The 21,750-nt window shown below is 32.8% G+C and carries 20 protein-coding genes; 7 read left to right on the plus strand and 13 right to left on the minus strand.

Translation table 11 applies throughout. The annotated features are described in order from the left end of the window. Window positions 1-126 precede the first annotated feature (126 nt). On the plus strand, window positions 127-276 hold the full coding sequence (locus tag KTC92_RS18625; RefSeq protein WP_369811885.1) for an IS3 family transposase: 150 nt from the start codon (window positions 127-129) through the stop codon (window positions 274-276). A gap of 56 nt (window positions 277-332) precedes the next feature. After that, window positions 333-689, plus strand: a complete 357-nt coding sequence (locus tag KTC92_RS04835) for an IS3 family transposase (RefSeq protein WP_258280761.1) — start codon at window positions 333-335, stop codon at window positions 687-689. A 141-nt stretch (window positions 690-830) separates the two neighbouring features. On the opposite strand, the gene htpG is transcribed toward KTC92_RS04835, so the two are convergent. From htpG to KTC92_RS04885, 10 genes are all read right to left on the minus strand, one after another. After that, the gene (htpG, locus tag KTC92_RS04840; RefSeq protein ID WP_216304044.1) at window positions 831-2,711 is read right to left on the minus strand and encodes a molecular chaperone HtpG; all 1,881 of its coding nucleotides are present in this window, start codon (window positions 2,709-2,711) and stop codon (window positions 831-833) included. A gap of 351 nt (window positions 2,712-3,062) precedes the next feature. Further along, entirely contained in the window at window positions 3,063-3,572 is a 510-nt protein-coding gene (locus KTC92_RS04845) for a shikimate kinase (protein ID WP_216304045.1), read from the minus strand. Between the two features lie 3 nt (window positions 3,573-3,575). After that, complete coding sequence (gene aroE, locus KTC92_RS04850) at window positions 3,576-4,400, minus strand: shikimate dehydrogenase (protein WP_220287788.1); 825 nt, start codon at window positions 4,398-4,400, stop codon at window positions 3,576-3,578. A 40-nt stretch (window positions 4,401-4,440) separates the two neighbouring features. After that, window positions 4,441-5,580: a prephenate dehydratase gene (pheA, locus tag KTC92_RS04855; RefSeq protein ID WP_220287790.1), complete on the minus strand. Its 1,140-nt coding sequence runs from the start codon at window positions 5,578-5,580 to the stop codon at window positions 4,441-4,443. Between the two features lie 13 nt (window positions 5,581-5,593). Further along, a complete protein-coding gene (aroC, locus tag KTC92_RS04860; protein WP_220287792.1) occupies window positions 5,594-6,664 on the minus strand; it encodes a chorismate synthase in 1,071 nt (356 codons plus the stop codon). Next, window positions 6,645-7,937 (minus strand): 3-phosphoshikimate 1-carboxyvinyltransferase, encoded by a 1,293-nt coding sequence (gene aroA / locus KTC92_RS04865; protein ID WP_220287794.1) that lies wholly within the window; start codon window positions 7,935-7,937, stop codon window positions 6,645-6,647. Before aroA ends, aroC begins: the two co-directional genes overlap by 20 nt. A gap of 28 nt (window positions 7,938-7,965) precedes the next feature. Next, the gene (gene aroB, locus KTC92_RS04870) at window positions 7,966-9,042 is read right to left on the minus strand and encodes a 3-dehydroquinate synthase (protein ID WP_216304050.1); all 1,077 of its coding nucleotides are present in this window, start codon (window positions 9,040-9,042) and stop codon (window positions 7,966-7,968) included. After that, complete coding sequence (locus KTC92_RS04875) at window positions 9,035-9,895, minus strand: prephenate dehydrogenase (protein WP_216304051.1); 861 nt, start codon at window positions 9,893-9,895, stop codon at window positions 9,035-9,037. Before KTC92_RS04875 ends, aroB begins: the two co-directional genes overlap by 8 nt. A gap of 12 nt (window positions 9,896-9,907) precedes the next feature. Beyond that, window positions 9,908-10,921, minus strand: a complete 1,014-nt coding sequence (gene aroF, locus KTC92_RS04880) for a 3-deoxy-7-phosphoheptulonate synthase (RefSeq protein WP_216304052.1) — start codon at window positions 10,919-10,921, stop codon at window positions 9,908-9,910. A 495-nt stretch (window positions 10,922-11,416) separates the two neighbouring features. Beyond that, window positions 11,417-11,989 (minus strand): glycerol-3-phosphate responsive antiterminator, encoded by a 573-nt coding sequence (locus KTC92_RS04885; protein WP_165414344.1) that lies wholly within the window; start codon window positions 11,987-11,989, stop codon window positions 11,417-11,419. A 267-nt stretch (window positions 11,990-12,256) separates the two neighbouring features. On the opposite strand from KTC92_RS04885, the gene KTC92_RS04890 reads away from it, so the two are divergent. The 5 genes from KTC92_RS04890 to KTC92_RS04910 all read left to right on the plus strand — a co-directional run bounded on the left by KTC92_RS04890 (window position 12,257) and on the right by KTC92_RS04910 (window position 17,908). After that, window positions 12,257-13,696: an NAD(P)/FAD-dependent oxidoreductase gene (locus tag KTC92_RS04890; protein WP_258280696.1), complete on the plus strand. Its 1,440-nt coding sequence runs from the start codon at window positions 12,257-12,259 to the stop codon at window positions 13,694-13,696. Window positions 13,697-13,711: 15 nt separating this feature from the next. Continuing rightward, a complete protein-coding gene (locus KTC92_RS04895) occupies window positions 13,712-14,971 on the plus strand; it encodes an NAD(P)/FAD-dependent oxidoreductase (RefSeq protein WP_220287871.1) in 1,260 nt (419 codons plus the stop codon). Window positions 14,972-14,977: 6 nt separating this feature from the next. Then, the gene (locus KTC92_RS04900; protein WP_220287842.1) at window positions 14,978-15,343 is read left to right on the plus strand and encodes a DUF1667 domain-containing protein; all 366 of its coding nucleotides are present in this window, start codon (window positions 14,978-14,980) and stop codon (window positions 15,341-15,343) included. A gap of 261 nt (window positions 15,344-15,604) precedes the next feature. Next, window positions 15,605-17,095, plus strand: a complete 1,491-nt coding sequence (gene glpK, locus KTC92_RS04905) for a glycerol kinase GlpK (protein ID WP_220287840.1) — start codon at window positions 15,605-15,607, stop codon at window positions 17,093-17,095. 105 nt (window positions 17,096-17,200) lie between these two features. Then, a complete protein-coding gene (locus KTC92_RS04910) occupies window positions 17,201-17,908 on the plus strand; it encodes an MIP/aquaporin family protein (protein ID WP_216304577.1) in 708 nt (235 codons plus the stop codon). Between the two features lie 159 nt (window positions 17,909-18,067). On the opposite strand, the gene KTC92_RS04915 is transcribed toward KTC92_RS04910, so the two are convergent. The 3 genes from KTC92_RS04915 to argF all read right to left on the minus strand — a co-directional run bounded on the left by KTC92_RS04915 (window position 18,068) and on the right by argF (window position 21,728). Further along, complete coding sequence (locus tag KTC92_RS04915; RefSeq protein ID WP_216304576.1) at window positions 18,068-19,189, minus strand: aminotransferase; 1,122 nt, start codon at window positions 19,187-19,189, stop codon at window positions 18,068-18,070. Window positions 19,190-19,212: 23 nt separating this feature from the next. After that, a complete protein-coding gene (gene arcD / locus KTC92_RS04920) occupies window positions 19,213-20,634 on the minus strand; it encodes an arginine-ornithine antiporter (RefSeq protein ID WP_216304575.1) in 1,422 nt (473 codons plus the stop codon). A gap of 95 nt (window positions 20,635-20,729) precedes the next feature. After that, window positions 20,730-21,728, minus strand: coding sequence for an ornithine carbamoyltransferase (argF, locus tag KTC92_RS04925; protein ID WP_216304574.1), 999 nt, complete (start codon window positions 21,726-21,728; stop codon window positions 20,730-20,732). Window positions 21,729-21,750: the final 22 nt, after the last annotated feature.

Raw genomic sequence — 21,750 nt, forward strand, 5'->3', positions numbered from 1 at the left:
CAAATAGTGTAAACTCTATTACCATGAAATACATATTTTAGACCATAAGTCGTTATATAATTTAAATTTGTTAGCTTTGAGATAAAAAAATGTATTCACGATATATTATTCAACTTAAAATATCACATGATTTTTCAGGCGGTAGCCTGCTATTCTAAAAGCGTAAAAAATGAAATTAAGGACTATGCGAACTATTATAATAAAGATAGATATCAATGGACTCTAAAAAAGCCCCTATGGATTTCTTTAGGCATTGTGGATTTGACATATCTATAATAGAAAAGCGAAACCCAGTCAATACGCTGGCTCGCTGGAGAAAAAAATTGAGTATAGTGTTAAAAACGCTTAATAGGTTAGAATGTAACCTTAATTTGGAAGATAATTCAGATACAATTATACACCCTGATCAAGGATTTCATTATACAAATGCAGATTTTCAATCTCGTGTTAAAGAATTAGGACTGACACAATCAAAGTCTAGAAAAGGTAATTGTTTAGATAATGCTCCTATGGAATCATTTTTCGGGCATATGAAAGACGAGATGGAATATAAACAAGCTATGTCATTCGGTGAGTTAGTAGGAATAGTTGATAGTTATATGAGTTACTATAATAATGACAGATACCAGTGGGGATTAAATAAAATGAGCCCTGCTCAATACAGGACTCACTTTTTAGTGCTAACATAGGTCATTTTTTTTAAACTGTCTAGTTTATGGGTTATATTTCACAATACAGAAACCATCTTCCAAATATAGCATATGCTTTTTTTATATATTTGTAACGCTTTTGCAAAGCTCTCTTAAATTTTTATTGAAAGCGTATTTTTCTTATATCATTACTTTACATATATTGTTTGTGAATTCTACCGGATCGTTAATCGGTAATCCTTCAATAAGTAGCGCCTGATTATATAATATATTAGTATATAAATCTAACTTAACTTTATCTTTTTCGAAAGATTCCTTAAGTACTTTAAACATATCATTATTTATATTTATTTCTAAAACCTTATCTGCTTTTATGTTTTCATTGTTAGGCATAGAATTTAATGTTTTTTCCATTTCTATTGTAAGGTCACCATCATTTGATAAACATACTGGGTAGTTCTTAAGTCTTTTTGATGCCCTAACATCCTTAACTCTACCTGTTAAAACACTTTTCATATGTTCAAATAATTCTTTATTGTCTTTTTCATCAGTGCTAGAAGGATTTTCTTTTTCATCTACTTCTATACCTAAGTCACCACTTGATACAGATTTAAATTCCTTTTCTTTGTACTTCATTATCATTTTCACAGCGAATTCGTCTACCTCATCCGTGAAATATAAAATTTCGAATCCCTTATCTGATACCATTTCAATTTGTGGTAATTTTTCAATTCGCGCGTTTGATTCTCCTGAAGCATAATAAATATATTTTTGATCCTCTGGCATTCTAGAAACATATTCATCTAAAGTAACATTCTTTTTCTCCTTTGATGAATAAAACAACAATAAATCTTGCAAAACATCTTTGTTACTTCCAAAATCGCTATAAATACCATACTTCAATTGTCTTCCAAATGCTTCATAAAATTCTTCATATTTTTCTCTTTCATTTTTAAGTAAACTATCTAACTCATTTTTAATTTTAGTTTTAATGTTTTTAGCTATAAGTTTAAGTTGTCTATCATGTTGCAGTACTTCTCTAGATATGTTAAGCGACAGATCTTCTGAATCAACTATTCCTTTTACAAAACTAAAATAGTCAGGCAATAAATCTGCACACTTATCCATGATTAAAACACCACTTGAATATAATTCTAAGCCTTTTTCATATTCTTTTGTATAGAAATCATAAGGCGTTTTTTCTGGAATATATAAAATTGAATTATAACTTATAACACCATCAACACTAATATGGATATGCCTTGCTGGTTTGTCAAATCCATAGTGCTTTTCAGCGTAAAAATTATCATAATCTTCATCAGTAAGTTCGCTTTTATTTTTTCTCCATATAGGAACCATGCTGTTTACAGTCTTTTCCTCAACGAAGTCTTCGTAGTCTGTTTCACTACCTTCTTTAAGTCTTGACTGACTTATATCCATTTTAATTGGATACCTAATGAAATCGGAGTATTTCTTTACAATAGATTTTAGTCCATTTTCATCAAGAAATTCATCAAAGTTATCATCTTCTGTATTCTCTTTTATTTTAAGTATAATTTCTGTTCCAACAGTATCTTTTGCGCAAGGTTCTATGGTATAACCCTCTGCACCATTAGATTCCCATTTATGTGCTTCATCACTACCAAAAACTTTACTTATAACAGTAATATTATCTGCTACCATAAATGCAGAATAAAATCCCACTCCAAATTGTCCAATTATGTCGTACCCATCTTTTATTTCATTTTCTTTTTTGAATGCTAAAGAGCCACTTTTAGCTATAACTCCTAGGTTATCACTAAGTTCAGCTTCTGTCATTCCAATTCCTGTATCAGAAATTTTTATTGTTCTAGTTAACTTATCACTGGCTATTGTAATATAGTAATTACCCTTATCAAAATTCAATGAATCATCCGCTAATGTCTTATAATAAATTTTATCAATAGCATCACTAGCATTAGAGATAAGTTCTCTTAAAAAAATATCCCTATGAGTATATATTGAATTTACCATCATATCCAGAATTCTCTTAGACTCCGTTTTAAACTGCTTTTTTTCCAATTAAAATTTCCCCTTTCGTACCAAATCTTCTTATTTTTTATTTTGTTAGCACTCTATGTTATCGAGTGCTAACGCTAGTTATAAACTACACCTTTTTTTATAATTTGTCAACGTACATAATATATTTTTCTTCCATCTCAAACATTTATTAATTTACTCCTGATTTGACTCTCCATTTTAAATATAGATAATTTGTTGTTTTGAATTTAATCTTATATATATATTACTTTATTTGAATTCATTTCACAATAATAATTTCCATATTACTCAATGCTAAATGATAAAAAACTTGTTTACAATTATTTTTCAACGATACTGTTTAATAATCAACAGCTTTTTTTCTGTGTTAAGTTATTTAATTAACGACATCTCATTTATATATATTTCTATGATATTATTCACTACATCGTAAATATCACTAGTATTCATAACCTCATAGTCACAATATTGTTTGTACAAGTGACCTCTCTCCTCAAACAATCTATAAAGCTTAGATGGATCTTTTGCTAGTAAGGGGCGGGTCTCAACATCTATATCCGCTACTATATTTTCAATAGGACGGTTTATGTAAATTATAATACCATTTTTCTTTAAATTTAAAATATTTTCATGTTTTTTAATCACTCCACCGCCAGTTGAAATAATTACTCGATTTTTTTTAGATAATTTCTCAACTACTTTAGATTCTATGTCTCTAAATCCAGCCTCACCATTTTTAAACATTTCAGTAATCGTAAGATTTGTACTAGCTTCAATATATGCATCTATGTCTATAAATGCCATTTCTATCTTTTCTGCGATTATTTCTCCAATGACACTTTTACCACAACCGGGCATCCCAATTAAAACTATATTTTTCATCTTTTAATTTTCTACTCCCTTTTCTAGTTCATCATAAATTTCATCAATTATTATCTTTGGGATCTTAATATCATTCCAGATTTCCTGAGCAGCAATTGCCTGGCCAACTAGCATATAAAGACCATTAACTGCTTTTAAACCCGTCTCCTTCGCATACTTTAAAAATAGGGTTTCCTTAGGATTGTAGATCATATCTACAGCGGCGCCAAATTTACCAATATGTTTCTTTTCAATTGGAGAATTGTCCAAATTAGGATACATTCCAAGTGGTGTACAGTTTACCACTATATCTGACTCTTTAAGCCCTTGAATTTCATTATAAGAAATCAATTTACAACCATTAAATTTGCTGTTTTCCTTAATCCTTGAGATATCTCTTGTAACTACAGTAATTTCAGTTATTCCCTTATTTAATAAATATTGAACCACAGTAACTGCTACTCCACCGTTTCCAAGTATTGTTGCTTTTTTATTTTTCACTTCAATATCATACTTATTGAAAAGCATTCCAATTCCAAAGTAATCTGTGTTGTATCCAATAGTTTTGTTTTCCTCAAACTTTAGGGTGTTTACAGATCCTATCGCTTTTGCTTCTATGCTAACCTCATCAAGTAATTCCATAACCTTAATTTTATAAGGAATAGTTACATTAATACCTCTTGGTTTAATAACATTAAATCCGGCCATTGCTGCTTTCAGATCTTTGCTTTTAAATTCGAAGAGATGATAATAACCCTTCATATTCAATTTATTAAATACCATTGAATGTATTTGCGGCGAAACACTATGTGATAGTTTTTCTCCAAGTAAACCATATAACCCTGACATAACTCACCCTCATTTCTTAAGTAAAACTTACTAATATCATTTATTCATTGTCAATCATTTCACTTTTATAATTGCCCAATATTTTAAAATAACGGCTATTCTTTTTAATTAACTTAATTGAAGATATAATTTTATCTTCATCTATGTTTCCGTGGAAATCTATGTAAAAGAAATATTCCCATGGCTTATCCTTTATTGGTCTAGATTCAATTTTCAAAAGGTTTATACCATTTTCTTCAAAATGCTTTAAAACATGATAGAGCGAACCTGCCTTGTGGGTAGTAGATAAAACTAAGCTTGTTTTATTGTTTCCGCTAGTTGACTCCAACTCTTTACCAATAACAACAAACCTAGTCATATTTGTTGCATTTGAATTTACATTTTTCTGCAAAATCTCAAGGTTGTATATTTCCGCTGCCTTAGCGCTAGCTATGGCTGCCAAGGTTTTGTCCTGTCTATCTTTAACTAACTGCGCACTTTTTGCAGTGCTGTTATAGGGAACTAACTTCCACTGCTTGTAGCCTTTTAAAAATTCCATACTTTGCTCTAATCCCTGTGGATGAGAGTAAACCTCTTTGATATCATCTAGTGTTGATCCTCTAATTCCCATTAAGTTTTGGCTTATTTTAAGATATTTTTCTCCTGTTATATAAAAATTATATTTATTTAGAAGGTCATAAACCGCGGATATTGCTCCTGTGGAAGAATTTTCTATAGGGATAACACCATAATTTATCTTCCCATATTTCAATTGCAAAAATATATCTTCAAACTCACTTATTGCTTTTGCGTCCACATTTTCACCGAAATATCCCTTTAAAGCTTGTTCGCTAAAGGAACCTGTTACGCCATAAAAACCAACTGTTAGCTTTTTCTCAGTAGCAAAAGCCCCCTCCCGATTTAAATTTTTGTTTTGAAACCCTCTACTTATTTCCATAACGGATTTGAAAAATTCTTCTACCTCTAAAAACAAATTTTTATTTTTAACTAAGTCTAAATTCTTCTTTATAACTATTTCTTCTCTAGCCTTATTTAAAACTTCCATATGATTATTTTTTTTATATTCAGCTACCTTTAAAACTACTTCCATACGCTTTTCAAATAATGATACAAGGCTTGAGTCAATTTTATCAATTTCACTTCTTAAATTATCTATATTAAAATCATCTAATTTACTCATTAAAGCACATCCTTCAAATAAAATCTAAAATACTCATTGCAGCGCAAGCTTCTATCACTGCTAGCGCTCTTAAAACTATGCAAGGGTCATGCCTTCCTGTAACAGATACTTCCGAATTTTCACAAGTCACCATATCAATGGTATCTTGAGTTTTTGCAATAGAAGGTGTTGGTTTCATAGCTACCCTAAAAACTATCGGCATTCCATTAGAAATACCACCATTAATTCCACCATTATTGTTAGTTTTCGTCAATACACTCCCATTTTTAATGCACGGTACATCATTTGATACGCTTCCCCGAAGTTTTGTTATTTGAAAGCCCATGCCAAATTCTACCCCCTTAACTGCAGGCACAGAAAATAGTAATTGAGCTAAATTGCTCTCTATAGAATCAAAGAATGGTTCCCCCAGTCCACAAGGCACATTTAATATAGTAGCTTCAATTATACCTCCAACCGAATCTGTTTCTTCCTTCGCCTTTAATATAATGTTCTTCATTTCTTTTCCCTTTGAATCATCAATTACAGGAAAATCTTTCTTTAGAATATCTGCTAATATCTGTTTCTTTAAATTGACCCCATCAAAATAACTATCAAACACATTCCCAATACTTAAAATGTGACTTCCTATTTCGATTCCCTTATCAAAAAGTATCTGTTTCGCAACAGCACCTGCAAAAACAAGTGGTGCTGTAATTCTTCCTGAGAAATGTCCGCCACCTCTATAATCGTTAAAGCCTGAATATTTAACCTTTCCTGTAAAATCAGCATGACCCGGTCTTACTAAATCCTTTAACTTATCGTAATCCTTCGAATTTTGATTTTCATTAAAAATAACGCTACAAAGAGGTGTCCCTGTGGTATATCCATTAAAATATCCACTTAGTATTTCAAATTTATCACATTCTTTTCTTTTAGTTGAAAATTCATCTCGTCCTGGAGCGCGTCTTTGCATTTCACTATTAATAAAATCCATATCAAGCTTTATACCTGGCGGTAATCCATCAATAATTATTCCTATTCCTCTTCCATGCGATTCTCCAAAGATGGAATACTTTACTTTTTTACCCCATTGTCCGCTCATTAACTTTTCCTCCTAACCCCTTAAAATCCTCATAAAACTCTGGATAGGATTTTTTCACTGCCCCACTATCCTCAATTGTGAGCTTCTGCGTGCATCTAATTGAAGCAATTGCCATAGCCATAGCTATTCTATGATCATTCCAACTGCTTACAATTCCGCCCTTAAGCCATGGTTTACCATGAATTAGAAGTGAATCCTCTCTTTCAATAACCTCTGCTCCAATTTTATTTAGCTCTGTTGCTATAGCTTTTAATCTATCAGATTCTTTTATTCTAACTCTAGCAGCATTAATGATCTCTGTTGTTCCATCGCTTAAAGCACCAAGCACCGCAGCAATTGGTACAAGGTCAGGACATTGTGATGCATCAATAACGGTGCCTTTTAAATTTGATTTTGAAGCCCTTATAATACCATCTTCAATAGTAATCTTTCCGCCCATATTTTTAATTATGTCCAATATTACTTTGTCTCCTTGAAGTGATTCCATATTTAAATCAATGCATTCAATTTCTCCACCTAAAACACCAGCAGCAAGGTAAAATGCAGCTTGAGAAAAATCGCCCTCAACTCTATAATCTCTTTTCATGAAATGTTGATTTCCTTTTATTTTAAATTCTCTATAATTATTATTTTCTACCTTTATCCCAAATTTAGAAAGCACATCTAGGGTTAAATCTATGTACCCAATAGATTCTATGGAACTAGTAATTTTAATCGTTGACTCTCCATTTAATAGAGGCAGCGCATAAATAAGACCGGTAATGAACTGAGAGCTTACATCTCCTCTTAGTTCAAAAATCCCAGGTTTAAGGCTCCCGTGTATTGTTAAAGGAAGACAACCATTGTTAGTAGTGTACTTTATATTCTGCTTATCAAAAATTTCATAATAAGGTTTAAGTGTTCTTTGTACTAGTTTGGACTTCCCTTTAAAGATTATTTTTTCTCCAGTTAAAATTGCTATAGGAATTAAAAAACGTAGTGTTGATCCACTTTCATTGCATTGTAGCTCGCTTCCCAAAGTTCCACCGCATGCAAGCTGAAGCTTACCTTTTCCACATACCACAAGATTGTTTGGGAATTGTTTAATCTTAACTCCAAGTTTCTCCATTATTTCACAAGTAGCTATTATATCCTCAGACATACTAATATTATTAATGGCACATTCATCGCCACTTAATCCTGCAGCTATAACCGCTCTATGGGATAATGATTTTGAAGGCGGAATTTTGACTTTTCCATTCAAAGAAAAAGGTTGAATTATAACTGACTTCATCGACGAACACCTCAATTCAATATAATAATTATTTAAGAATTTTTTGCAGATAACCCTTAATATTAGCTTCATTAATTTTTTCAATAAAACTATTTCCAATGGATTCTATTAATATGAAATTCATGGATTCCCCAATGTTTTTCTTATCATGACTAATAGTCTCAATTATATTCTCACTTTTTATTTCAGGTAACATCCAAGGCAAATTATACTTAATTAAAATATCTTTTATAGCACTTGCTGTTCCAGTTTTAGTCATTCCTAGTTCTTCTCCTAGTTTTGTTATAGAATACATCCCCATTGCCACTGCTTCTCCATGGGAATACACCTCAAAATTAAAGAATTGCTCAATTGCGTGACCGATGGTATGACCATAGTTTAATAACATTCTGCCCCCAGTATCCAACTCATCATCTTCAACAATAGCGGCCTTAATACTAAGGCAAGTATAAATGATTTTATCTATCTCTTTTAAAAGGGCTTCTTTGTTTTCATAATTCATTAATGTATAAAATAGCTCACTATCTTTTATTGCTCCATATTTTATAACTTCACCCATTCCATCACTAAAAAACTTGTCATTAAGTGTTCCAAGCAGTAATGGATCAATAAAAACTGCTGTAGGGCTATAAAAACTTCCCACAAGGTTCTTTCCACGAGGCAAATCTACTGCAACCTTACCACCTACACTACTATCCACCTGTGCTAGTAATGTAGTTGGAATTTGTATGAGTGGAATCCCTCTTAAAAAAGTTGCGGCTGCAAAACCACTCATATCTCCAACAACTCCACCACCTAAGGCAATTATAATATCTCCTCTGTTTATCTTAAAATCTAAAAGTTTATCATACACCTCTAAAAGAGTTTCGAAGGACTTGCTTTCTTCACCAGCTTTTACAACAATTTTAAAAGTTTCAAATCCTGACTCTTTTAATGAACAAATAAGCTTTTGCCCATAAAATCCATTAACATTAGAATCTGTTACTACGGCTATTTTTCTTCCTTTATATATCTTCTTAACTTCTGCTCCAATTTCCTCTAGTAATCCATTCTTAATGTATATTGGATAGCTTCTGCTAGAAGCTTTAACTTCTATACTATACACCTTTACTTATCTCCTTTCTCTTATTAGTTGCATTCTCAAACCTTTTCTTTAGAAAAGCTTCATCATGATTTATTATTGCATCTTTTATTTCTTTTATATTATTTTCAAAGTCTTCAATTTTGCTAACTATATTTTCTTCATTATAAAAAAGTAATTCAGGCCATAATTCACCATTTATAGTAGCAACTCTAGTGGTATCCTTAAAACTTCCTCCAACAAACTGGGGTATTCCGACAATTAAACTATTACAATCTATTAAGGAAACAGCTATAACATGTGGTAACTGGCTTGTATAAGCAATTATATCATCATGCTGATTCGGTGTAAGTCGTACCACACTTTTACACCCCATTCCCCTAACTATCCCCGTTACTAAATTTATATTCTCCTCTTTATTTCCATTAATTGGTGTCAAGATATAGTTAGCATTTTTAAACATATCTTTAGTTGCAGCCTTGAGCCCTGATTCTTCTTTTCCAGCCATTGGGTGACCACCGATAAAATCTAAATCATCTCTAAGTTCAATCATAATTTCACTTATTAAATTACTCTTAATTCCAGCAGTATCTGTAATAACTGCTCCACTTTTAAATAAGTTCATATTGTTTTTCACAAAATCTATAGTCTTTTGAGGATAAACTGCAAGTATCACAATATCCGAATTACTAAGTGGTATTTCTGGACTTGTATATCCTTTATCAATAATGTTCATTTCCTCAGCTATATCTAAAACATCTTTATCAATGTCAATAGCCCAAATATTTTTAGGTTTTAATTCTCTTAGTGCCATAGCAAAGGAGCCACCTATAAGTCCTAATCCTACAATTGTAATGTTAAAGTCTGTACAATCCAAATTTACCACCTCTTAAACTATTCTATTTTGTGTTTTTGCAATTACTCTTATGGAATTTACAAGATCCTCAAATTTCTCCGGTTTTAATGATTGTTGTCCATCACACAATGCATTGGTAGGATCGTTATGCACCTCAATTTCAAGACCATCTGCACCAACTGCTATAGCTGCTTTCGCAAGTGACTCTACTAACCACCATTTACCAGCGGCATGACTTGGATCTACTATAACTGGCAAGTGACTAAGCCTCTTAAGTACTGGAATTGCACTTAAATCTAAGGTGTTTCTTGTGAAAGTTTCGAAGGTCCTAATACCTCTTTCACATAAAACTACATTTTGATTTCCTTCAGACATTATGTACTCCGCAGACATAAGAAGTTCTTCAATTGTTGCACTCATACCTCTCTTTAAAAGTATTGTCTTATTACATCTTCCTACTTCTTTTAAAAGATCGAAATTTTGCATATTTCTAGCTCCAATTTGAAGTACATCAGCATATTGCGATATTTTATCAACTAGTTCAACACTCATAACTTCAGTTACTATTGGAAGCCCCGTTATTTTTCTTGCTTCTAATAATATTTTTAATCCTTCTTCCTCCATTCCTTGAAATGCGTATGGAGAAGTTCTAGGTTTGTAAGCTCCGCCTCTTAGAAAATTAGCTCCTGCTAGCTTTACATCTTTTGCAATAGTTATCAATTGCTCTTCACTTTCCACAGCACAAGGCCCTGCAATTATCGCTAGTTCTTTTCCACCTATTATTCTGTTATCTACCTTTATTAATGAATCATCAGGATGAAAAAGTCTATTAGCTCTTTTGTAAGGAGCTTGAACTCTCATAACATTATCAACACATTCCTCTGCTTCAATCTGGCCTGCATTTATTGAACTTGTGTCTCCAACAATCCCTAAAATGCAACAGTTTTCTCCCTGTGTAATAAAGATGGCACAACCTAACCCCTCAAGTTTTTTCTTAATATTCATAATCTGTTCTTGTTTTGCAGTTGATTTCATTACGATTACCATTTAAAATTCCTCCTAAAATATTATTTTGATCTTAGTCTTAATAAGTCATTTAACTTATAAAAAATTATAAAAAAAGGAAGACCCCTTATAATGGGTCTTCCTTTTAAAAAAGGAGAACCCCTATAATGAGTCCTCCTTGCGTACAGACTTAGTTTACTTTCTATAAATCAGCATACGCTGGTATCATAGTTTTATTACTAAACTCATTATTTAAAAAAACCATATATTTTTTTTTGCACAAAAAGTAACTAACGCTAAAATAACGATAGCCCCAGCTAAAATAAAAATATACTTTTTTATTGATTTCCTTAATAATGATATTTTTCATAATAATAACACCTCACAAAAGTTTAAATTAATATCTTCAAATTCTTTAATGTTTAAATGATATAACATGTTAACATGTTTGTCAATGGTCTATTTCTCAAAAATTATAGGAACATAAGTTGATAACTAATTACCAACTTATGTTCCTATAAGAAAATCTCATCTTTACTATTCTTCAGATAAACCCCATAATTCTTGTTTTGACGTTGAAATAGCCATTGCTCCTGCGCTAATTGATTCCATTATATCCTTCTTATTTTGAATCAATCCCCCTGCTATAATTGGTACTCTCACTGCACTTCCTATATTTTTAATAATCTTACTTGCAACCCCAGGCATAACCTCTACAGCATCTGGAATTACAGATTGTATATTTCTTATTCCCGTTTCTAAAGCCAAAGAATCTACTGCAAATATTCTCTGTATAGCGCAGAATCCTAGCTTTCTCCCATTTTTTATATTTGTTGCCCTTGTAGTTATAATTCCATAAGGTTCTCCACATTGTTTTAGAAAAAGCAGCCCTGCATAATCTGCCTTTAATCCTTCTATTAAGTCCACGTGAACAAATACTACTTTGCCCGCCTCTTTAAGGTCCTCACATGTTTTCTTTAAATTTATTATGCTCCCATATAAGACAAACACAATATGAACATTACTAAGAATCACTTTTTTTAAATCCTGCTCATTTCGTATGGCTGCAATAACTGGGTTCTCTATTAATAATTGTTCTAGGTTTTCCAATGATGTACCCTCCAAAAATTTATTTAGGTTTATAAGATATAATTAATTAAATACTATCACATTCTCATTTCTCATTCAAGCAAATTCACATCATTCTGTTGTTGTTTCGAAATTATGTATGTTTTTAATTGGGACTTGTACTTCTTTAATTATTATGTTAGTATGTACTTAAATAAGTAAAGGCGGAGAAAAGAGAGCCTTGATGTATGGGTATTTTATACCTATTAATCAAGGTTCTCTTTTTATTTGCATTTAGGAGGTAAAAGGATGTTTGACGTAACTATTATTGGTGCTGGCATCATTGGCTGCTCAGTATCAAGAGAGCTATCTAAATATAATTTAAAAACATGTGTTATTGAAAAATCTAGTGATGTTGCTTCTGGTACAACAAAAGCAAATAGTGCAATAGTACATGCAGGGTATGATGCTAATCCAAGTACTATTAAGGGAAAATTAAACGCAAAAGGTAATGAAATGTATACAAAGCTTGCAAAGGAATTAGATTTCCCATTTAAGAGGAATGGATCATTGGTTCTGTGCTTCGACGAGAAACACATGAATGATCTTAAAGAATTACTAGAACAAGGCGAAAAAAATGGAGTACCTAATTTAGCTATTCTTGATGGAGATCAAGTTAGAGAAATGGAACCTAATGTAACATTGAGCTGTGTCGGTGCCTTATATGCTCCAACAGGAGGAATTGTTTGCCCATATGAAATGACTATTGCTATGGCTGAAAACGCATACACCAATGGCGTGGAATTTGAATTTGGAACTGAGGTCCTTAATATAGAAAAAAAACAAAGTTGTTACGTTATAAAAACTAATAAAGGCGACATTGAAACAAAAGTAGTAATAAATGCAGCCGGTTTATTTTCGGATGAAATTAATAATATGGTAAGCAATAATAAATTTAAAATACTTCCCAAGCTAGGAGAATATGTCTTATTTGATAAAGCTTGCGGAGATTTAGTTACAAAAACTATTTTTCAACTTCCAACTAAACTTGGAAAAGGAGTTTTAGTTACCCCTACTGTTGATGGTAACCTTCTAATTGGACCTAATGCTGTAGATCAAGATAACAAAGCTGATCTTAGTACAACTCGTGAAGGCATCGATGATATCGTTTTAAATGCTCAATTAAGTATCCAAATGCCACTTCCTATGAATATGGTTATAACTTCTTTTGCAGGGAATAGATCAAAATGCGAGGGAAATGATTTTATAATTGGGGAAGCAGAAGACGCTAAGAACTTTATTAATGTAGCAGCAATTGATTCTCCAGGTTTAACTAGTGCTCCAAGTATTGCTGCAATGGTAGCTGATATAGTAACAGAAAAATTAGCACCGCAGGAAAATGTAAAATTCAACCCTATACGAAAAGGTACAAGAAAATTTAGAGAAATGTCAAACGATGAGCGAAAAAAAATAATCAAGGAAATACCTGAATATGGAACAATTGTTTGTAGGTGTGAAACTGTAACAGAAGGTGAAATTATAGACTCTATAAGAAGACCTCTTGGAGCAAAAACACTTGATGGAGTTAAAAGAAGGACAAGAGCTGGAATGGGGAGATGCCAATCGGGCTTTTGTGCAACAAAAGTTGTAGATATTCTTTCAAGAGAACTTAATATACCACGATGCGCCATTACAAAATCAGGCGAAAATTCTATACTGCTCACTGGCAAAAATAAACAATCTTTATAAATTGGAGGAATATATATGCAAGAATATGATTTAATCATAATTGGTGGAGGTCCAGCAGGCCTTGCAGCTGCAGTTTCTGCAAAGGATCAAGGGATAAACAGCATTTTAATTATAGAAAGAGATAATCAATTAGGTGGTATTCTCAATCAATGTATTCATAATGGTTTTGGTCTTCACACATTTAAAGAAGAACTTACTGGTCCTGAGTATTCTCAACGATTTATTGACAAGGTTATTGCACTTAATATCGAGTATAGGTTAAATACCATGGTTCTAGATGTAAATGATAATAAACAAGTTACTGCTGTAAATACAGAAGATGGTATATTGGAGCTCCAGGCAAAAGCAGTTATACTTGCAATGGGATGCAGAGAAAGACCAAGAGGAGCTTTAAACATACCAGGTGCAAGATGCGCAGGTATTTATACAGCTGGAACAGCTCAAAAATATGTTAATGTTGAGGGTCTAATGCCAGGAAAAGAAGTAGTAATACTTGGTTCTGGAGATATCGGACTTATAATGGCAAGACGAATGACCCTCGAAGGTGCAAATGTAAAGGCTTGTGTAGAACTAATGCCTCATTCAAGTGGACTTAAGAGAAATATTGTACAATGCTTAGACGATTTTAATATTCCTTTAAAATTAAGCCACACTATAACAAATATACATGGGCATGATAGACTTTGCGGAGTTACTATAGCTCAAGTTGATGACCATAGAAAACCAATTAAGGGAACTGAGGAATACATTGCTTGTGATACATTACTTTTATCTGTTGGCCTTCTACCCGAAAATGAACTTTCTAGAAAAGCTAATGTTAAACTTTCCAGAGTTACTGGGGGTCCTGAGGTAGATGAAAGCATGCAGACGAGCATTTCTGGAATATTTACCTGTGGCAATGTGCTTCACGTTCATGATTTAGTAGATAATGTAACCACTGAAAGCTACACTGCTGGTAGAAATGCTTCTGATTACATAAAAGGAATTTACCATGCCGGAAAGAGTATTGAGATCTTCGCGACAGACGGAGTTAGGTATACAGTACCAAGTACTATCAATCCTGAAAATATCGATAACATAATAGATGTTAGATTTAGGGTTGGTGAGGTACATAAATCTGCTTATATATCTGTTTATTTTGATGATGTGCGCGAAATGCATTTAAAGAAAAAGATTCTTACACCAGGCGAAATGGAAAGCGTTAAATTAACTAAAGCAGTTTTTGATAAATATAGTAACTGTAAAAAGATTACCATAAAGGTAGAAAAGGAGTAGTTAACTATGAGTACAAGGGAATTAACATGCATAGGCTGTCCAATAGGTTGTGCTCTTGTGGTAGCGCTTGAGGGCAAAGAAGTTATTAGCGTTAAAGGAAATACCTGTAAGCTGGGAGAAACCTACGGCAAGAAAGAATGCACTAATCCAACAAGAGTCGTTACATCCTCTGTTTTAGTTTCAGGTGGGGAAAATGAGATACTTCCTGTTAAAACTGAGAGAGATATTCCAAAGGATATGATTTATGACTGCGTAAGAGCATTAAAAAATGTTATAGTAAAAGCTCCTATTTCTATAGGTGATGTGGTTCTAGAAAACATACTTGACACCGGAGTGAATATTATAGCAACTAAGAACGTTAAAGTGGTCTAATAGTATTACTTTAATAGTATATTAGTAATAGTATATAACCCCTTCTTCTATAAGAGGGGGTTATACACTATAATAAAGAAAAAACTTCAGTGAGAGTATAAATTTCTTTCTGAAGTCGTTGATACTGCCGCTGCGCAGGTGATGATTTAACATTAACAACTAATCCAATAATAATTCACGATATTATATTAATTAATATCGTGTTTCCATAAATCATTAAGTAAACGATTACTATTAAACCGAAAAAGGAGTGTACAAATTATGGCTAAGTATGTAATGGCACTAGATCAAGGAACAACAAGTTCAAGATGCATTTTATTTAACAAAGAAGGACTTATTGCAAGCGTAGCTCAAAAAGAGTTTACACAAATATTTCCGAGTCCAGGTTGGGTTGAGCATGACCCTATGGAAATTTGGGCTACTCAATTAGGTATGGCACAAGAAGCTATGGCCAAAATTGGTGCCACAGCAAAAGATATCTCCGCTATTGGTATTACTAATCAAAGAGAAACTACAGTGGTTTGGAATAAAAACACTGGAGTTCCTGTATACAATGCAATTGTTTGGCAATGTAGAAGAACCGCTGGCATGTGTGATGAATTAAAGACTGTAGGCTTTAATAAAGTAGTACGCGATAAAACTGGACTTATACTTGATGCTTATTTTTCTGGAACAAAAGTTAAATGGATACTTGATAATGTCGCTGGTGCTAGAGACGAGGCTGAAAAAGGTAATTTAATATTTGGTACTATTGATACATGGTTAATTTGGAAATTAACAAATGGAAAGGTTCATGTAACAGATTATACAAATGCTTCAAGAACACTTCTATACAACATTCATGAATTGAAATGGGACGATGAAATACTTAGTACTTTAGATATACCTAAATCAATGCTTGCAGAAGTAAAACCGTCAAGCTGTGTTTATGGATACACCGATAATTCAATATTTGGTTCTCCAATTGCAATAGCTGGCGCAGCCGGTGATCAGCAAGCTGCCCTGTTTGGACAAACTTGTTATCAAGCTGGAACGGCTAAAAATACTTATGGTACTGGTTGCTTCTTATTAATGAACACTGGTGAAAAAGCAGTTGATTCCCACAATGGTTTACTTACAACTATAGCTTACGGCATTAATGGCAAAGTTAACTACGCTCTTGAGGGAAGTGTATTTGTTGCAGGTGCAACTATTCAATGGCTAAGAGATGAATTAAGAATGATAAAGACCGCACCTGAATCAGAGGAGTATGCCTGTGCTGTTGAAGATACAGATGGTGTATATATGGTGCCAGCATTCGTTGGACTTGGTGCTCCATATTGGGATCCATATGCAAGAGGAACAATAGTTGGTTTAACTCGCGGAACTAAGAAAGAACACTTTATACGAGCAGCACTTGAATCCTTAGCTTATCAGACAAATGATGTATTAAAAGCTATGCAAGAAGATTCAGGTATTACACTTAAATCATTAAAGGTGGATGGTGGTGCATGTGCTAATAACTTCTTAATGCAGTTTCAGTCAGATATATTAGATGTTCAAGTTGACAGACCAAAAGTAATTGAAACAACAGCGTTAGGTGCTGCCTATTTAGCAGGCCTGGCAGTTGGATATTGGAAAGATCAGGAGGAAATTGCGAAAAATTGGGCACTATCAAGATCCTTTGAACCAAAAATGGGAGAAGAAAAGAGATTAGAACTTTTAAAAGGATGGCATAAAGCTATTGGAAGATCAAGAAATTGGTCGAAATAAGGAAAATAAAGCTATAATATGATATGATATGATATGTATTCAAATATAGACGCAATGCAATACATTTCATCTATAAAGATATTCGAAAATTAGGGGGAAAATAAAATGTCAACAAAACTATTAGCTGAATTTTTTGGTACTATGATACTTATTCTTTTAGGAGACGGTGTAGTTGCAGGCAGTGTACTAAACAAAAGTAAGTCTCAAAATAGCGGATGGATTGTAATTGCATCTGGTTGGGCAATGGCCGTTATGTTGCCAGCGTTCATTTTTGGTGCAATAAGCGGTGCTCACTTTAACCCAGCGCTTACTATTGCTTTAGCTGTTGCTGGAAAATTTTCCTGGGCGCAAGTGCCTGGTTATGTTATAGCCCAAATGTTAGGAGCTATGGCTGGAGCTACACTAGTATGGCTTACATACTTAGAACACTGGAAGGCAACAGATGACCAGGCTGGAAAACTCGCAGTATTTTGTACAGGACCAGCAATTAGAAAGTATTCTTCAAACTTTTTAACTGAAGTAATCGGAACATTTGTATTGGTTTTTGTTATATTAGGTATAGGTGGTGTTACAGCTGCTGCAGGATTACCAACATTTGTTGTTGGAGGATTAATTTTGGGTTTAGGACTTTCTTTAGGTGGACCAACGGGATATGCAATAAATCCAGCAAGAGATTTAGGACCAAGAATTGTTCATGCAATATTACCAATAGCCGGTAAAGGAGATTCTGATTGGGCGTATTCATGGATTCCAGTATTTGCCCCAATAGTTGGAGCAGTACTTGCAGCATTAGTTTGGGTAGCTGTATTTTAGTAAATCATGTAGTCATTAAATTGGAACACATAGATCCTCAATAAACTAAATTAAAAGTTTACATGCAAGCCGTAAGTATTTTCATCTTATGACTTCCATGTAAACTTTTTTATTTGTAAAATATATTAACTTTGTAAGTATAAATTATTTTAGATTAGATTATTTATCAAACTTTGTTAAATAAGCAGATAGCTCTTTTAATCCATTTATTAATATATTTGAATGCGAACAGTATCCTAACCTAGCATGCCCCGGAACATCAAAACGATTGCCTGGAACTAAAAGAACTCCTTTTTCTTTTAAAATATCTATGCAGAATTGTTCAATATCAACAGGTATATCTAATTTTATAAATGATGTAGAAACATATTTCGGAAACACTAATGAAACGCGAGGTTCATTTTTAATCCATTCCTTAACAATTTCTAAATTCGTATGGATAATTTTTTTATTTCTATCTAGGACTAATTCTTTATTTTTTAATACATGAACAGCTAGATAATCATCAAAAACACCTGCGCAAATCATAGTGTAATCACGATACTTCCTAAATGAATCTGCTAATTCTTTATTGCTAGCAATCCAACCAACACGTATTCCTGGAACTGAATATGTTTTTGATAGACTATTTGTAGAAATCCCTTTATCATATAGGTCTACTATTGATGAAACAGAAATGTCAGAATCTAAAGGTTTATATACTTCATCAACTAAAATGTAAGCACCCACAGCATCCGCAATCTTAACTATTTCTTTTAGAAAGTTATCATCAAAAATAGTCCCAGTAGGATTATTTGCATTATTCAAACAAATCAATTTTGTATTTGGACGCATTAATTTTTTTAATTCATCTAACTTAGGTAGCCAGTCATTATCTTCATAAATTTCCCAAAACTCCACTTCAGCACCAAAAGACTTTGGAATCTCATATAATTGTTGATAGCTAGGATGCATGGCAATCACATGATCATTTGGCTCAATTAATGAATATAAAGCTAATAAATTTGCGCCAGTTGCTCCATTAGTTTGTAGAATATTTTCAGCTGGAACATTTTCATATAATTTACTAACCTCTTTTTTAAACTCTGGGGACCCTTCTATCCATCCATAGTTCATTTTTGTTTTTAATAGTCCATGGAAAAATTCCTCTGGAGTTGTCCCATCTATAGATATTATTTCCTCTAATGAAAATGAAGCTATTGAGCTTCCTGCTATATCATAGATAGCATCATTTTCCCAAACATTTAACCATTCTTCAACGCCAAAATTTGCAATTTTCATATTAAAAACCTCTTTTCAACAATTTAAATTGTAATTTTACTTATTGCTAATAGATAAATAACATATATTGATCCAATAACGATCAAAGAAGTTAATACAAATTGGTTTTTTGTTAGTAATTTCTTTTCACCATTTTCTTTTCTAGCCATTACAAAAAACGCAATCCCAGGAATATAAGCCAAAAGACAAAGCAAAGTATAGTTTATTCCTGAAGCTAGAATTCCCCAAATTTCAAAAATTACTGTAATTAAACCTATGATTATTTGTTTTATTTCACCTTTTTTATGTCTGTCGATATAAGATATTTTAAATTGATACATTCCAACGAATAAATAACATATTAATATTGCAGCAGTACCCATTGAATAAGCAAACTGATATGCTTTATCTGTAAATAATAAAGTGAAAATGAATAATTGAGTTAAAGCCGCCGTGATAATTAATGAAAAAGTAGGCGCACCAGCTTTATTTACTTCACCAAATTTTTTCGGCAGTAGGTTTGCACGTGCCATTAAAAGAGTGGTTTCAGCGGGTAACATTGTCCACGATAACCATGAACCTAAAATAGATATTATTAAACCTATGTTTATGAATGTAGCTCCCCATGGCCCAACAATATCTTTTAAGATATACGCCATTGTAGGAGTTGGTAAATTTACTAGTTGCTCTTTACTCATAAGACCATAAGGAATCATAGAAGCTAAAACATAAATAATTAATAAACCTAATAGTCCTAGTACAGTTGCCCTGCCTGCTTCAGATTTCTTATTAGCACGAGAAGATAACATAGAGGCCCCTTCTATACCGACAAAAACCCACATCATTACCATCATACAACTTTTAACTTGCACGAATATATCTGATATCTTAAAATTAGTAGATATGTTTCCCCAAAAATGATATGTAAATAAATCCACCTTAAAAGCTATAATACCTATTACTATGAATAAAAAGATTGGTATTAATTTAAATAAGGTAACTAGTGTATTTATAACAGCGGCTTCTTCAACTCCTCTATTAACTATGTAAGTAAGTAACCATATAAAAACACTTGCACCGATAATTGATGGTATATTATGACCATTTCCAAAGACGGGAAAGAAGTAGGAAAGTATACTCATAAGCATTGTGGCAAAGGCTACATTGCCAAGCCAAGATGATAACCAGTATCCCCATCCACTAATAAAACCTCCAAATTTTCCAAAACCATCTTCTGCATAGCTGAATATGCCATTTAATTCAGGCTTTTTTAATAATAAATTGTTAAAAGATAACGATAACATTAAAACACCAAAACCAACAATTATCCATGCAATAATTGCAGGTCCTGCTGCAGCACCAGATACTAAATCACTAGATATACTAAATATACCAGCACCTATTGAGGACGTAATAACTAATGCTGTTAGTGAAAACAACCCTAGTTTTTTTGATCTATCAGACATTTTGTAATCTCCTTTTGATTAATGTATTAGCCATATTTTAAATTGGTGAGAGCAATAATATTGCCCTCACCAATTAATTTTATAATTATTTTAGGCTAGTTTCCAAGTGTAGCAACCATAATTGCTTTGATTGTATGCATTCTGTTTTCTGCTTCATCAAATACTATAGAATGTGTACTTTCAAATACTTCATCTGTAACTTCTAAACCTTCAAGACCATATTTTTCAAATATATCTTTACCTACAAGTGTTTTTAAATCATGAAAAGCTGGTAGGCAGTGCATGAATTTAACGTTTTTATTACCTGTCTTATTAAGCATTTCCATATTAACTTGGTATGGCCTTAATAATTCTATTCTTGATGCCCATACTTCGTCTGCTTCGCCCATAGAAACCCATACGTCTGTGTAGATTACATCTGCACTTTTAACTCCTGCATCAACGCTATCTGTAATGGTAATCTTTCCTCCTGTTTCTTTAGCAATTTCATTACATTTTGAAACTAATGCTGCTTCTGGGAATAAGCTCTTTGGTGATACAATTCTAAAGTCCATACCCATTTTAGCAGCGCCTATCATCAATGCATTTGCCATGTTGTTTCTTCCATCTCCGGCATATACAAACACAATATCGCTTAATGGCTTGTCAAAGTGTTCTTTTATAGTTAAAAAATCTGCAAGAATTTGTGTTGGGTGGTCTTCAGTTGTTAATCCGTTCCATACTGGAACTCCTGCATATTTTGCTAGTTCTTCAACTATTTCTTGGCCATATCCTCTATATTCTATTCCATCATACATTCTGCCAAGAACTCTAGCTGTATCTGCTACAGATTCCTTTTTGCCAATTTGAGTTCCTGTAGGTCCAAGGTAAGTTACATGAGCTCCTTGGTCTAGTGCTCCTACTTCAAAAGCACATCTTGTTCTTGTAGAACTCTTTTCAAATATTAGCGCAATGTTTTTACCTTTTAATTTCTGTTGTTCTGTACCTGCATACTTAGCTCTTTTTAAATCTCTAGCTAAATCTAAAAAGTAGTTTATTTCCTTTGGAGTAAAGTCCATCAAAGTTAAAAAGTTTCTGTTTCTTAAGTTAAACATAATAAATTCCTCCTAATATTGT

The sequence above is a fragment of the Clostridium sp. CM027 genome (genome assembly GCF_024730565.1).
GTDB lineage: Bacteria > Bacillota > Clostridia > Clostridiales > Clostridiaceae > Clostridium_AD > Clostridium_AD estertheticum_B.